At 36.8% G+C, this 14,610-nt stretch carries 14 protein-coding genes; 13 read left to right on the top strand and 1 reads right to left on the bottom strand.

Features of this window, described 5'->3' with window-relative positions; all coding sequences use genetic code 11:
- Positions 1-31 precede the first annotated feature (31 nt).
- On the bottom strand, positions 32-280 hold the full coding sequence (gene rpsT, locus MKX53_RS10695) for a 30S ribosomal protein S20 (RefSeq protein ID WP_093538488.1): 249 nt from the start codon (positions 278-280) through the stop codon (positions 32-34).
- Positions 281-428: 148 nt separating this feature from the next.
- On the opposite strand from rpsT, the gene gpr reads away from it, so the two are divergent.
- The 13 genes from gpr (at position 429) to deoC (ending at position 14,467) form a co-directional block, all read left to right on the top strand.
- A complete protein-coding gene (gpr, locus tag MKX53_RS10690) occupies positions 429-1,445 on the top strand; it encodes a GPR endopeptidase (RefSeq protein WP_340911167.1) in 1,017 nt (338 codons plus the stop codon).
- Positions 1,446-1,499: 54 nt separating this feature from the next.
- The gene (gene spoIIP / locus MKX53_RS10685) at positions 1,500-2,324 is read left to right on the top strand and encodes a stage II sporulation protein P (protein WP_340769609.1); all 825 of its coding nucleotides are present in this window, start codon (positions 1,500-1,502) and stop codon (positions 2,322-2,324) included.
- 61 nt (positions 2,325-2,385) lie between these two features.
- The gene (lepA, locus tag MKX53_RS10680) at positions 2,386-4,215 is read left to right on the top strand and encodes a translation elongation factor 4 (RefSeq protein WP_093538491.1); all 1,830 of its coding nucleotides are present in this window, start codon (positions 2,386-2,388) and stop codon (positions 4,213-4,215) included.
- Positions 4,216-4,281: 66 nt separating this feature from the next.
- Positions 4,282-5,415: a radical SAM family heme chaperone HemW gene (gene hemW / locus MKX53_RS10675; RefSeq protein ID WP_340769607.1), complete on the top strand. Its 1,134-nt coding sequence runs from the start codon at positions 4,282-4,284 to the stop codon at positions 5,413-5,415.
- A gap of 95 nt (positions 5,416-5,510) precedes the next feature.
- Positions 5,511-6,548: a heat-inducible transcriptional repressor HrcA gene (gene hrcA / locus MKX53_RS10670; RefSeq protein WP_340911165.1), complete on the top strand. Its 1,038-nt coding sequence runs from the start codon at positions 5,511-5,513 to the stop codon at positions 6,546-6,548.
- A gap of 15 nt (positions 6,549-6,563) precedes the next feature.
- Positions 6,564-7,106 carry a nucleotide exchange factor GrpE gene (gene grpE / locus MKX53_RS10665; protein ID WP_340911163.1) on the top strand — a complete coding sequence of 181 codons (543 nt, stop codon included), beginning with the start codon at positions 6,564-6,566 and terminating at the stop codon, positions 7,104-7,106.
- Between the two features lie 85 nt (positions 7,107-7,191).
- Complete coding sequence (gene dnaK / locus MKX53_RS10660) at positions 7,192-9,018, top strand: molecular chaperone DnaK (protein ID WP_093538495.1); 1,827 nt, start codon at positions 7,192-7,194, stop codon at positions 9,016-9,018.
- Between the two features lie 250 nt (positions 9,019-9,268).
- The gene (dnaJ, locus tag MKX53_RS10655; RefSeq protein ID WP_340911161.1) at positions 9,269-10,396 is read left to right on the top strand and encodes a molecular chaperone DnaJ; all 1,128 of its coding nucleotides are present in this window, start codon (positions 9,269-9,271) and stop codon (positions 10,394-10,396) included.
- Positions 10,397-10,410: 14 nt separating this feature from the next.
- Positions 10,411-11,355, top strand: coding sequence for a 50S ribosomal protein L11 methyltransferase (gene prmA, locus MKX53_RS10650; RefSeq protein ID WP_340762746.1), 945 nt, complete (start codon positions 10,411-10,413; stop codon positions 11,353-11,355).
- Between the two features lie 11 nt (positions 11,356-11,366).
- The gene (locus MKX53_RS10645) at positions 11,367-12,107 is read left to right on the top strand and encodes a 16S rRNA (uracil(1498)-N(3))-methyltransferase (protein ID WP_093538498.1); all 741 of its coding nucleotides are present in this window, start codon (positions 11,367-11,369) and stop codon (positions 12,105-12,107) included.
- A 15-nt stretch (positions 12,108-12,122) separates the two neighbouring features.
- Positions 12,123-13,463, top strand: coding sequence for a tRNA (N(6)-L-threonylcarbamoyladenosine(37)-C(2))-methylthiotransferase MtaB (gene mtaB, locus MKX53_RS10640; RefSeq protein ID WP_340911157.1), 1,341 nt, complete (start codon positions 12,123-12,125; stop codon positions 13,461-13,463).
- A gap of 60 nt (positions 13,464-13,523) precedes the next feature.
- Positions 13,524-13,679, top strand: coding sequence for a hypothetical protein (locus MKX53_RS10635; RefSeq protein WP_340764614.1), 156 nt, complete (start codon positions 13,524-13,526; stop codon positions 13,677-13,679).
- 116 nt (positions 13,680-13,795) lie between these two features.
- Positions 13,796-14,467, top strand: a complete 672-nt coding sequence (gene deoC / locus MKX53_RS10630) for a deoxyribose-phosphate aldolase (protein WP_340911153.1) — start codon at positions 13,796-13,798, stop codon at positions 14,465-14,467.
- Positions 14,468-14,610 lie beyond the last annotated feature (143 nt).

Raw genomic sequence — 14,610 nt, 5'->3', positions numbered from 1 at the left:
TATCCAAAAAAATCGGATAGTCTTTTTTTTATTACGCTTTTTTCATTAATTGAGACTTCTTACGAGAAGCTACGTTTTTATGAATTAATCCTTTAGAAGCTGCTTTTTCAAGTTGTTGAATTGCAGTTTTAATAAGATCTTGTGCGTTTTCTTCGTTATTAAGAGCAGCAGTATCAGCTTTTTTAACAGCAGTACGCATTGCTGATTTTGCTTTTGCGTTTTGAGTGTTTAATCTCTCATTTGTCTTAACACGTTTAATAGCGGATTTAATGTTCGGCATACCTTTCACCTCCTAAATAGGTCTGAGATGATACATTTCTTTCTAATACAACAAGCATTATTTTAACAAACACAAAAACAAATTGCAATATATAAATGCAAAGAATATTTACTTGACACTTCGACCACACTAAAAAAGAGGTGATTATATGTGGGGAAGAACTGATTTATTAGACGAATCGGATGAAATGGTAAAGCATCGAACTGGTGGCGAAAAAAACACATTAAAAAACTCCGAGGGCATTTCATTCGACGAAAATCGAGAGGGAGCAGTACTTATTACATCTATTGAGGTAAATGAAGAGGGAGAAAAGAAACTAGGAAAGAAGAAGGGTAAGTACATTACTTTAACAGATTTGACGGTGAGTCCAGATGAGGAAGATAGCTTTAAGCCAATAGAAAAAATATTTATTCAAAAGCTTAAAGAAATGCATCAAGATTTAAATCTTTCGAAGGATTCCAGAATATTAATCATAGGACTAGGTAATGCAACTATTACGCCTGACGCAATTGGTCCGAAGGCAATAGAGTATTTGCAAGGTTCTTCTTTGACTCAAAATACAGAGAAGATAAAGGTGGTAATGTATGCACCAGGAGTAACAGGACAAACCGGATTTGAAACGAGTGATTTTGTCGAAGCGATTAGTAAAGCATATAAACCAGATTTAATCATTGTATTAGATGCTTTAGCAGCTAGGAATAGCGAACGCTTATGCAAAACGATTCAGCTGACGAATACAGGGATACATCCAGGATCAGGTGTTGGTAACCAACGAAAAGAGATTTCAGAAGAGGTATATGGTGTTCCTGTCACAGCTATTGGGATTCCAATGGTTGTAGATGGACCGGTTTTATATGCAGATGCAATGGAGCAGGTAATTCATTATATTGCCTCAAAGGTGGAGGAAAAAGGGAGTCCCTCTGCTGCATTAGCAGTTACTCCAATGGTGTCTAGCAAAAAACCAACCATAGATAAATCTGTACTACAGCCGATTTTTGGAGAATGGGTTACGTGGTCTACAGACGAAAAAAGACAATTATTTGAGGAAGTATTTGTTGGTAAGAATCCATCTTTGTTCGTAACCCCTAAAGAGACGGATGCATGGGTGGAACACTATGCATATTTACTTTCAAATGGCATAGAAAGTTGGATAACAACAAGATAAACTGTTCTAAAATTACTGCTCTCTTCATACGATTGTGTGAGGAGAGTGGAAATTATGGCTAAGTCCTTAAAGAATGTAGTTAGCATTTTATTACTTTTATTTTTAGCACCTATTATTATTGCAACCGTCCAAACGCCTCTTTTTCCGCAACAAAAGCTTCAGACAGCAACAGAACAAGAAGCACCCCCGAAAGAAGAAAGTAACACAGCGGTTGTATATGCTGCACAGTTAGATACAAAAACTGCTGCTGTTTCCGAAATATTGGAACCCAAAAAAGCTTTTGTCTATTTTACCCATTCTCAAGAAGCCTTTAAGCCCATGCTAGCAGCTAAAGGTGACAAAATTGCAACTTATCATCCGGAAAACAATATTACTTCTTTTCAAGAGCAGATAACTTCTCAATTTGCATTTCATCAATTAGAAACGGACATATTGGGGCCTGAGACTACAGGAGATGCGAGGCAGTATAATTCGATACGGCCTTTTGTTCAGGAAGCATTGGCGCATGATGAGTATGATATTGTCTTAGACCTTCATAGAGATGCAGTTAAGGCAGACATAGCTACTCTTCAAGTTGGGGATGAGAGTTATGCCAAGATATATATTGTAGTTGGTGGAGAACATGCCAACCACAAATGGAATGAACAGCTAGCTAATAATCTTTCTATCCAATTAAATAAATTAGTCCCAGGGATTTCTAGAGGTGTAGTAGTGAAATCTGGAAAAGGTGTAAATGGTGTATATAACCAGGATTTATCGAAGAATGCTATTTTAATAGAATTAGGCGGAATCGATAGTACAGAAGTGGAAGTAAATAGAACGATTGCTATTTTGGCAAAAGCTGTTTCAAATCTTTTTCATCAACAAATTACATCCTAACATTGATGAATCGCTTGTTCACTGCTATAATTCATTATAGTTTAATTAGGAGTGAACAAGCATGAATAATGATGAGAGACTGGCACGACAGAAAAAAATACGTAACTTTTCGATTATAGCGCATATCGATCATGGGAAATCTACCCTTGCGGATCGTATATTAGAAAAAACACAAACTGTAACATCCCGAGAAATGCAAAATCAATTACTCGATTCAATGGATCTAGAACGAGAACGCGGGATTACCATTAAATTGAATGCTATTCAATTGACTTATAATGCAAAAGACGGCGAAGAGTATATCTTCCATCTTATTGATACCCCTGGACATGTCGATTTCACTTATGAGGTGTCTCGTAGCTTAGCAGCATGTGAAGGAGCTATTTTAGTTGTAGATGCAGCACAAGGGATTGAAGCACAAACACTTGCAAATGTTTATTTGGCTTTAGATAACGACCTGGAAATCCTTCCTGTTATTAACAAAATCGACCTTCCAGCAGCTGACCCCGAACGTGTGAGAGGCGAAGTGGAGGATGTTATTGGTCTGGATGCTTCCGAAGCGGTATTAGCTTCCGCAAAAGCAGGAATTGGTATTGAAGAAATTCTGGAACAAATTGTAGAAAAAGTGCCTGCTCCAACTGGAGATCCAAATGCACCATTAAAAGCATTAATATTTGACTCCTTATTCGATCCTTATCGTGGAGTTATCGTGTATATCCGTATCATTGATGGAACAGTAAAACCAGGTGACAAGATTAAAATGATGTCATCAGGTAAAGAATTTGATGTTGTAGAAACTGGTGTATTTACACCTAAAACAACACAACGTTCTGAACTGACTGTTGGAGATGTTGGTTTCTTAACAGCTTCTATGAAAAATGTAGGGGACTCAAGTGTTGGGGATACGATTACATTAGCTGACAACCCTGCTACTGAAGCTTTGGCTGGATATAAAAAGATGAATCCAATGGTATTCTGTGGGTTGTATCCAATCGATAATACAAAATATGTTGACTTACGTGATGCTTTAGAAAAATTACAATTGAATGACTCCGCACTTGAATTTGAGCCAGAGACTTCCCAAGCATTAGGTTTTGGATATCGCTGTGGTTTCTTAGGTCTCCTACATATGGAAATAATTCAAGAACGTATTGAACGTGAATTCAATATTGATCTAATAACTACTGCTCCAAGTGTTATCTATGATGTGAAACTTACGAATGGAGAAATCCTAAAAGTGGACAATCCTTCCATGATGCCAGAATCACAAAAAGTAGATAAAATTGAAGAGCCATATGTTAAAGCATCTATTATGGTCCCAGAAGAATATGTTGGTTCCGTTATGGAACTGTGTCAACGCAAACGTGGGAACTTTGTAACTATGGACTTTTTATCTAAAGCTCGTGTGAATATTATTTATGAAATTCCACTATCAGAAATTGTGTATGACTTCTTTGATGCATTAAAATCAAGTACAAAAGGATATGCTTCTTTTGACTATGATTTAATAGGCTATAAAGAATCCAAATTAGTTAAAATGGACATTTTACTAAACAGCGAAAAAGTGGATGCACTTAGTTTTATCGTTCATAGTGACTTCTCCTATGAACGCGGTAAGCTAATAGTCGAAAAACTTAAGGCATTAATACCGAGACAACAATTTGAAGTTCCAGTACAAGCAGCTGTCGGGCAAAAAATTGTTGCTCGTTCCACTATTAAGTCAATTGGTAAAAACGTTTTAGCTAAATGCTATGGTGGCGATATCTCTCGTAAACGAAAACTTCTAGATAAACAAAAACAAGGTAAAAAACGGATGAAACAAGTAGGTTCTGTGGAAGTTCCACAAGAAGCTTTCATGGCTGTTCTGAAAATGGACGAGCCAAATAAATAATAAAACGAAGGGGGAGGCACTAGCAGCCTCCTTTTTCCTATATGGAAGAAGAAAGTAGGGATAGTTATGGTACGAGGCGTATATATACATATTCCTTTCTGTCATCAAATTTGTAATTACTGTGATTTCAATAAATTTTTCTTTCATAACCAACCGGTAGATGAATATATTGAATCACTTGGAAAAGAAATGGCATTGTGGGCAAATGATTTACAAAAAGCAGAAATTGAAACGATATTTATTGGGGGTGGTACTCCTACTTCTTTATCAGTAGACCAATTAGATCGATTATTAGAGCTGATTACCACATATATACCAATGGAGCATGTCACAGAATTTTCATCGGAAGCTAATCCAGATGAGCTGACACTTGATAAAATGCAAAAGATGCGCGAATTTGGTGTGAACCGGTTAAGTATGGGAGTCCAAACCTTTGATCAGGACCTTTTAAAAGTATTAGGAAGAACCCATTCGAATGATCATGTCTATGAAGTGATTAATCATGCCAAACAAACTGATTTCCCTTCGATAAGTATAGATTTGATGTATGGACTTCCAAACCAAACGATGGATCAATGGAAAGCATCCTTGCAGGAAGCATTCCGCTTAAAAATTCCACATATTTCGGCTTATTCATTGTTAGTTGAGCCAAAAACAATCTTTTATAATCTACTATCCAAAGGGAAACTCTCTCTTCCAGGAGAAGACTTAGAAGCGGAGATGTATGGTTATCTTTTAGAGGAAATGAAAAGTCATGGTTATATTCAATATGAGATAAGTAATTTCGCATATGTAGGAAAAGAATCAAAACATAATTTACTTTACTGGAATAATGATGAATATATCGGTTTAGGTGCTGGTGCTCATGGATATGTGAATGGTAAGAGATACTCCAATCATGGACCAATAAAAAAATACATGCAGACAATCGATACAGGGGAACAACCTCTTATGATGCAAAAAGAAGTGACAAACGTGGAAAAAATGGAAGAAGAAATGTTTCTTGGTTTACGTAAGAATGAGGGTGTATCACTTGCAAAATTTGAGGAAAGATATGGTCTAACCCTTCGTGATGTTTACGGAAAAGAACTAGATGAGCTACTTCAGAGGGAATTATTAGTTCTGGAAAATAATTTTGTAAGACTGACTTCCCGTGGAAGGTTTATGGGAAATGAAGTGTTTCAATATTTCTTGAAATAATTAAAGCTAAATCGTTGACAGTTTTCTGTAGATTTGATAAGTTTTATATGAGTATTAGCACTCTCTTTGAACGAGTGCTAACAGAGGTGATAATCATGCTAACAAACAGGCAATTATTAATATTGCAAGTAACGGTAGATGATTTTATCGATACCGCTCAACCAGTTGGATCTCGTCAGCTTTCGAAAAAGGAGGAAGTACCATTTAGTCCTGCTACTATTCGAAATGAAATGGCAGATTTAGAAGAAATGGGCTTTTTAGAAAAAACACATACTTCGTCTGGTCGTGTGCCTTCACAAAAGGGATACCGTTATTATGTCGATAATATGTTAACTCCACAAAGAATTTCGCAAAGCGAGATAAAACAAATTCGTTCTATCTTTGAGGAACGAAAGGTGGAGACGGAGCAAATAATTCGCAAATCCGCTGAAATTATATCGGAGCTAACGAATTATACCTCTATTATGTTAGGCTTAGATGTGAGAAAACATCGTGTTAAACGATTTTCGATTGTACCACTTTCCAGTGATTCTGCTGTAGCGATAATTGTTACAGACAGTGGTCATGTAGAGAATCGACTATTTCCTATCCCTGAAAATTTTCAGGCATCTGATATCGAACGTATGATCAATCTGATCAACGAACGTCTAGTAGGGGTATATTTGCATGAACTCCCTGCAATGCTAGAGGCGGTAACGCTAAATGTATTGCAACAAAATAACGGTCGTCTGAATCATCTTTTTGGATCGCTTAACCAAGCGATGACTATTGAGCATGAAGACAAGGTGTATTATGGTGGGAAGTTACAAATATTGAACCAACCAGAATTTAATGATGTAGAAAAAGCACGGAGTATTATGAATTGGATGGATCATGTAAACCAAATTCCAGGTATTTTCCATTTGGATAAAAAGGGAATTCAAATTCGCATTGGATCAGAAAACAATGATCTTGCCATGGAGGGATGTAGTGTTATTACTGCCTCATATGGTATTGGTGAAGAGCAAGTGGGTTCGATAGCGATTATTGGTCCGACTCGAATGGATTATAGGAGAGTCGTGTCATTACTAGATATCATGAGTAGTGATTTATCTAGAGAATTATCGAAAATATTACATGGACATCAAGGATAAGGAGAATTCCGAACAATGTCAGAAATCAAAGATGAAAACTTAGAAGAGCAAGAAGTAAAAGAAACTATTCAAGAAGAGTCTGAACAGCCGAAAGAAGTTGTGGAAGAAGTAGATGAACTAACTCTGGCTAAACAGCAAATCGAAGAAGAACAAGATAAGCTTATTCGCCTTAGAGCGGACTTTGAGAATTACAAGCGTCGGGTACAATTAGACAAAGCAGCGGATTATAAATACCGTGCTCAATCCGTTTTAACGGATATTCTGCCTGTGCTTGATAATTTTGAACGTGCACTTGCAGTTGAAACGACTTCCGAAGAAGCAGCTTCTTTAGTTAAAGGAGTAGATATGGTTTACCGCACTCTTCTAGAAGCAGTTAAAAAAGAAGGTTTGGAAGCAATCGAAGCAGAAGGTGTAGCATTCAATCCAAACTTCCACCAAGCTGTTATGCAAGAGCAAGATGATTCAAAAGAATCCGGAGTAGTGCTTCAAGAGCTGCAAAAAGGGTACAAGTTAAAAGACCGAGTATTAAGACCTTCCATGGTCAAAGTAAACGAATAAATCATTTTCATCATTACTTGTTTTTATGAAATTGATTGGAATACCCAAAAAAGAATAGCTAGTTATATATTAGGAGGAAAATTAAATGTCTAAAATTATTGGTATTGACTTAGGAACAACAAACTCATGTGTATCTGTATTAGAAGGTGGAGAACCAAAAGTAATTCCGAATCCAGAAGGTAACCGTACGACTCCATCTGTTGTTGCTTTTAAAAATGGTGAAAAACAAGTTGGGGAAGTTGCAAAACGCCAATCTATCACTAACCCTAATACAATCGCTTCAGTAAAGCGTTTAATGGGTACGAACGAAAAAGTTTCAGCTGAAGGAAAAGATTACACTCCACAAGAAGTATCAGCAATGATTCTTCAATATTTAAAAGGATTTGCAGAAGAATACTTAGGTGAAAAAGTAACGAAAGCTGTAATTACAGTTCCTGCTTACTTTAATGATGCAGAACGTCAAGCTACTAAAGACGCTGGTCGTATTGCTGGACTGGAAGTAGAACGTATTATTAACGAACCAACTGCTGCTGCACTTGCATACGGATTAGATAAAATGGATCATGACGAAAAAATTCTAGTATACGATCTAGGTGGCGGTACATTTGACGTATCTATCCTTGAGCTTGGCGATGGCGTATTCGAAGTACTTGCTACTGCAGGGGATAACCGTCTTGGTGGAGATGACTTTGACCAAGTATTAATGGATTACCTAGTACAAGAATTCAAAAAAGATAATGGTATCGACTTGTCTAAAGACAAAATGGCTGTACAACGTCTAAAAGATGCTGCTGAAAAAGCGAAAAAAGATTTATCGGGTGTAACATCAACTCAAATCTCTCTTCCTTTCATCACTGCAGGAGAAGCTGGACCGCTTCACTTAGAAGTAACGATGACACGTGCGAAATTTGACGATTTAACTGCTCATTTAGTTGAACGTACAATGGTACCAACTCGTCAAGCGATGAAAGATGCTGGATTATCTGCTTCTCAAATCGATAAAATCATTCTTGTTGGTGGATCTACTCGTATTCCTGCTGTACAAGACGCTATTAAAAAAGAAACTGGAAAAGAGCCGCATAAAGGCGTAAATCCTGATGAAGTAGTAGCAATGGGTGCTGCTGTACAAGGTGGAGTTTTAACTGGTGATGTAAAAGACGTTGTACTACTTGACGTAACACCACTTTCATTAGGTATTGAAACAATGGGTGGAGTATTTACTAAGTTAATCGAACGTAATACAACAATCCCTACTTCAAAATCACAAACATTCTCGACTGCAGCAGATAACCAACCTGCCGTTGATATTCATGTACTTCAAGGTGAACGCCCAATGTCTGCAGATAACAAAACACTTGGACGTTTCCAATTAGCAGATATTCCACCAGCACCACGTGGAGTTCCACAAATCGAAGTAACTTTCGATATCGACAAAAATGGTATTGTAAATGTTAAAGCAAAAGACTTAGGTACTCAAAAAGAACAAAATATTACAATTCAATCGAATTCTTCCCTTTCTGACGAAGAAATCGAGCGTATGGTAAAAGAAGCTGAAGCAAATGCAGATGCTGATAAAGTACGTAAAGAAGAAGCTGAAGTGAAAAACGAAGCGGATCAATTAGTGTTCATGACTGAAAAAACATTGAAAGATCTAGAAGATAAAGTGTCAGAAGAAGAGAAAAAATCTGCTGAAGATGCTAAAGAAGAGTTAAAAGCTGCTTTAGAAGCTGGAAACTTAGAAGACATCAAAACGAAAAAAGATAAATTAAATGAAATTGTACAACAACTTACGATGAAATTGTATGAACAAGCACAAGCAGATGCTGCAGCTAATGGTGAACAAGCTGGTCCAACTGATGACGGTGTTGTAGATGCAGAATTTGAAGAAGTAAACGACGATAAAGACAAGTAAGATTGTTGAAGTGTCGGTAAGCAAAAAGTCAAAGACCGGTTCCGGCTTTGGCTTTTCTTACTGTATAGGCAAAACTGGAATGTCTTATTTCTCATTAGGTTGATATTCAAGCATATATGATTTTAAAGTCATATTATTAGGTTGAAACAGGCATGATCCGAATGATTAAATTTTCAAAGTTTTGCTATTAGGATTTTGTACATGGTACAATTATTCCTATGTGCAAGTTAACAGAGCAGGAGAGTGAAAGATGAATAAACGTGATTATTATGAGGTTCTTGGTGTATCTAAGAGCGCAACTCAAGACGAGATAAAAAAAGCTTATCGTAAACTTTCAAAACAATTCCACCCAGATATTAACAAAAATGCTGGAGCGGAAGACCAATTTAAAGAAATTTCCGAAGCATACGAAGTATTAAGTGATGAACAAAAACGGTCATCTTACGACCAATTTGGTCACGCAGGTCCAAACCAAGGATTTGGTGGATTTGGTGGCGGTAGTGCTGATGGATTTGGTTTTGAAGATATCTTTAGTTCATTCTTCGGTGGTGGCGGAGGTTCAAGAAGACGTGATCCCAATGCTCCAAGAAAAGGGAATGATCTTCAATATTCCATGACTATTGAGTTTGAAGAAGCGGTATTTGGTAAAGAAAGAGAAATAGAAGTATCTAAAGAAGAAAACTGTGAAACATGTTCTGGCTCAGGTGCAAAACCTGGTACAAAACCAGAAAAATGTTCACACTGTAATGGTCATGGTCAAGTAAATGTCACACAAGATACGCCATTTGGCCGCGTTCAAACTAAACGCGCATGTAATCACTGTCAAGGAACAGGGAATATTATTAAAGATAAATGTGCTACATGTCATGGTAAAGGCGCAGTTAACAAACGCAAAAAAATTAAAGTTACCATCCCAGCAGGTGTGGATGATGGGCAGCAGCTTCGTGTAAGTGGTCAAGGTGAACCTGGAGCAAATGGTGGACCAGCGGGCGATTTATATATCGTTTTCCGTGTTAAAGCAGATCCACGTTTTGAACGCGATGGCGACGATATTTATTACGAGCTACCTTTGACATATGCACAAGCAGCTCTTGGTGATGAAATTGAAGTTCCGACAGTCCAAGGAAAAGTAAAACTTAAAATTCCAGCTGGAACTCAATCACAAGCCAATTTCCGTTTAAAAGGAAAAGGTGTTAAAAACGTTCATGGCTACGGTGTTGGGGATCAACATGTAATAGTAAAAGTAATTACGCCGAAAAAGTTAACAGAAAAACAAAAACAATTATTACGTGAATTTGCAGAAATCAGTGGAGATATTCCAGAAGAGCAAGGCAGTTCATTATTTGATAAGATCAAGAAGACATTAAAAGGCGAATAAAGGAGTTGGCGCAAGTGAAATGGTCTGAACTATCCATCCATACTACAAATGAAGCGGTTGAAGCGGTAAGTAATATTTTGCATGAAGCTGGTGCAAGTGGTGTAGTTATCGAAGACTCAGATGAATTAGGAAGAGAAAGAGAAGATTTATTTGGTGAAATTTATAGCTTAAACCCAGATGACTTTCCGGTAGATGGTGTACGTGTGAAGGCTTATTTAGCTGAAACAAGTTTCTTATTAGAAACAGTGGAAGAGATCAAACTTGCTATCAACAATTTAACAAACTTCGACATAGATCTAGGACATAATGTTGTATCTGTTCAGGAAGTAGACGAAGAGGATTGGGCAACGGCATGGAAAAAGTATTACCATCCTGTGAAAATATCTAATCGATTTACTATCGTACCGACTTGGGAAGACTATGAGCGAGTGAACACGGATGAACTAATCATCGAACTTGATCCTGGAATGGCTTTTGGAACAGGTACGCATCCGACAACAGTTATGTGTCTACAAGCGTTGGAGAAAACGGTTCAAACAGATTCAAGTGTAATTGATGTAGGAACTGGATCTGGAGTACTTTCTATCGGAGCAGCAAAACTAGGAGCTTCTAAGATTCATGCGCTAGATTTGGATGAAGTAGCTGTTAGATCTGCAATAGAAAATATTGCTTTAAACAAAGTAGACCATATTGTTCGTGTAACACACGGTAATCTTCTAGATAATGTGGACGAACAAGCAGATATAGTCGTAGCGAATATATTAGCAGAAATCATCATGACGTTTACGGATGATGCATTCACTATTGTAAAAGAGGGCGGATTATTCATCACTTCCGGAATCATTGCTACGAAAAAAGATGATGTAAGAGAATCATTACAACATGCAGGATTTGAAATTGAGGAAGTCATGATGATGGAAGATTGGGTAACAATTATTTCGAGAAAGCCTGTTAAATAAAGGAGATTGTCATGCAACGTTATTTTACAAATGAACCTATAAGTGAGAATAATACAGTGACAATTACCGGAGATGATGCGCATCATATGATTCAAGTGATGCGCATGTCACCAGGTGATCTAGTTTTTGTTGTGGCTAATAACCAAACATATACGATGGAAATTTTAGATGGGTCTTCAAAAGCTGTCCATTTAAAGGTTAAAGAGGTTCTACTCAACACCAATGAAATGCCAAAGAAAGTGTCAATTGTTTGCGGTCTACCAAAAGGAGACAAGCTGGAATTGATCACGCAAAAAGCAACAGAACTGGGAATGTACGAACTCTATCCATTTGAAGCAAAAAGATCTATCGTGAAATGGGATAAGTCTAAAAACGAAAAGAAAGTAGCTCGATTGCAAAAAATTGCTAAGGAAGCAGCTGAGCAATCACATCGTTCTACCATTCCGCAAATACATAATCCAGTCTCTATAAAAGAGTTAGTTGAATTGTCTAAAGCATACGATGTAAAGTATGTGGCGGATGAGGAAGACGCCAAAACTGATGAACGACAAAAGTTTGCTGAACAATTAAAAAACGTGTATGATAAACAATCGATACTCATCGTATTTGGTCCAGAAGGTGGGCTCGATCGAGCAGAAATAAAGCTATTATTAGATAATGATTTTCAGACAATTGCGCTAGGACCTAGGATTCTTCGAACTGAAACTGCACCGTTATATGCGCTGTCAGCAATTTCTTATGAATTTGAATGAAAGAGGTGTGAGAACTTGTCATCCGTTGCATTCCATACGTTAGGTTGTAAAGTAAATCACTATGAAACTGAAGCCATTTGGCAATTATTTAAGGAAAATGGGTATAGCCGGACTGAATTTGAAAAACAGTCAGATGTATATGTTATTAATACCTGTACTGTCACGAATACAGGAGACAAAAAAAGTCGTCAAGTTATTCGTCGTGCTGTTCGTCAAAACCCAGATGCTGTTATTTGTGTAACTGGTTGTTATGCTCAAACTTCTCCTGCAGAAATTATGGCAATACCAGGAGTAGATATAGTTGTAGGTACACAGGAAAGAACCAAAATGTTGGATTATATTCAACAATATAAAACAGAACGTAAACCTATCAATGCTGTAGGGAACATTATGAAAAATCGAGTATATGAAGAATTGGATGTGCCATCATTCACAGACAGAACTCGAGCATCCTTGAAAATTCAAGAAGGCTGCAATAACTTCTGTACTTTTTGTATCATCCCTTGGGCTCGTGGACTTATGCGTTCAAGAGATCCACAAGAAGTAGTGAGACAAGCGCAACAACTAGTAGATGCTGGTTATATGGAAATAGTTCTGACAGGTATTCATACAGGTGGATACGGGGAAGATCTAAAAGACTATAATTTAGCACAACTTTTAAGAGATATTGAAAACAATGTAAAAGGCTTAAAACGACTGCGTATTAGCTCGATTGAAGCAAGTCAATTGTCAGACGAAGTAATTGATGTTTTAAGAGATTCTAAGATTGTGGTAAGACATTTGCATATCCCTATTCAATCTGGTTCGGATACTGTATTGAAAAGAATGCGTAGAAAATATACAATGGAATTTTTTGAGAATCGCTTAGATCGTTTAAGAGTTGCTTTACCAGATCTTGCAATAACATCGGATGTTATTGTTGGTTTTCCAGGTGAAACAGAGGAAGAATTCATGGAGACATTTAACTTTATACGTGACCAAAAATTCTCTGAACTGCATGTTTTCCCATACTCAAAACGTACAGGAACGCCTGCCGCAAGAATGGAAAACCAAGTGGATGAAGATGTGAAAAATGAACGAGTACATCGATTAATCACATTAAATGATCAATTGGCGGTAGAATATGCTTCTAGATTTGAAGGGGAAGTACTTGAAATTATACCGGAGGAAGCTTATAAACTAGATTCAGCTGCTAATATGGTTGAAGGCTATACAGATAACTACCTAAAGGTTGTCATTCCTGGATCTGAGGATTTAATAGGGAAATTAGTTCGTGTGAAAATCACAAAAGCTGGTTATCCCTACAATGAAGGACAATTCGTTCGTGTTCTAGATGAAGTTGCAGAGTTAGTATAAATATAAAGCCGGTGATTAATATTTCACCGGCTTTTTTATTTGAAATTAGGAGGTGCTGTATTGGAAGTGACGGCTTTACTACCAGGATTGCTATTTATATTTTATTTCGTTCCCGTAATTTTTGTTATTTGGTTTATGGTTACAATTGTAGGGCAACTCAAAGCCCAAACAAAGCTACTAAAACAAATTCATGAGAAAGTAAAAATTCCAGAATAAATAGCCATATAGAGAGAAAAATACTATTGACCCACAAAGTAACCACTATACTTGCACTTTACCGGCAATTAAGAGTATTATTAAGAGGTACGTACATCTTGAAAGGGGAATAACTAATGACTGAAAATATTGCAGCATTAATAGATCATACTTTACTAAAACAAGACGCAACTAAAAATCAAATTGAAAAATTATGTGAGGAAGCTAAAACATATAATTTTGCATCCGTATGTGTTAATCCGACATGGGTAAATTTAAGTGCATCTCTTCTAAAAGAAAGTCCAGTAAAAGTTTGTACTGTTATCGGATTCCCTTTAGGCGCAAGTACTTCAGCTGTGAAAGCATTCGAAACTACTAATGCTATTGAAAATGGTGCAGGTGAAATTGATATGGTACTAAATGTTGGTGCGTTAAAAGACCAAGATTATAACTTAGTACAAAAAGATATCGAAGCTGTAGTAAATGCTGCAAAAGATAAAGCAATTGTAAAAGTTATTTTAGAAACTTGTTTATTAACAAATGAAGAAATTGCGAAAGCAAGTGAATTATCTAAAGCGGCAGGTGCTGACTTCGTTAAAACTTCTACCGGTTTTTCTACTGGAGGAGCAACAATCGAAGCTGTTAAACTAATGCGCGAAACTGTAGGACCTGACTTAGGCGTGAAAGCTTCTGGTGGTGTTAGAAACTTAGCAGACGTTGAAGCAATGGTTGAAGTTGGAGCAACAAGAATTGGTGCAAGTTCTGGAGTAGAAATTGTAAAAGGATTAGAAAGTAAATCTGATTATTAATTTTTACTTGGCATAATTGCTCTAGATTAGTTGTTAGATTAAATTTCTAACTAAATAAAGTAAAAATTATATCTCAAAGTATTGACCAAGTCTTTACAATACGGTATAATTTTTTAGTACATAGCACTAGGTTATGTGCTTGA

It is taken from the genome of Psychrobacillus sp. FSL K6-4615 (assembly GCF_038008225.1).
Taxonomy (GTDB): Bacteria; Bacillota; Bacilli; order Bacillales_A; family Planococcaceae; genus Psychrobacillus; species Psychrobacillus psychrotolerans.
This window is presented reverse-complemented; position numbering and strand designations above follow the sequence as displayed.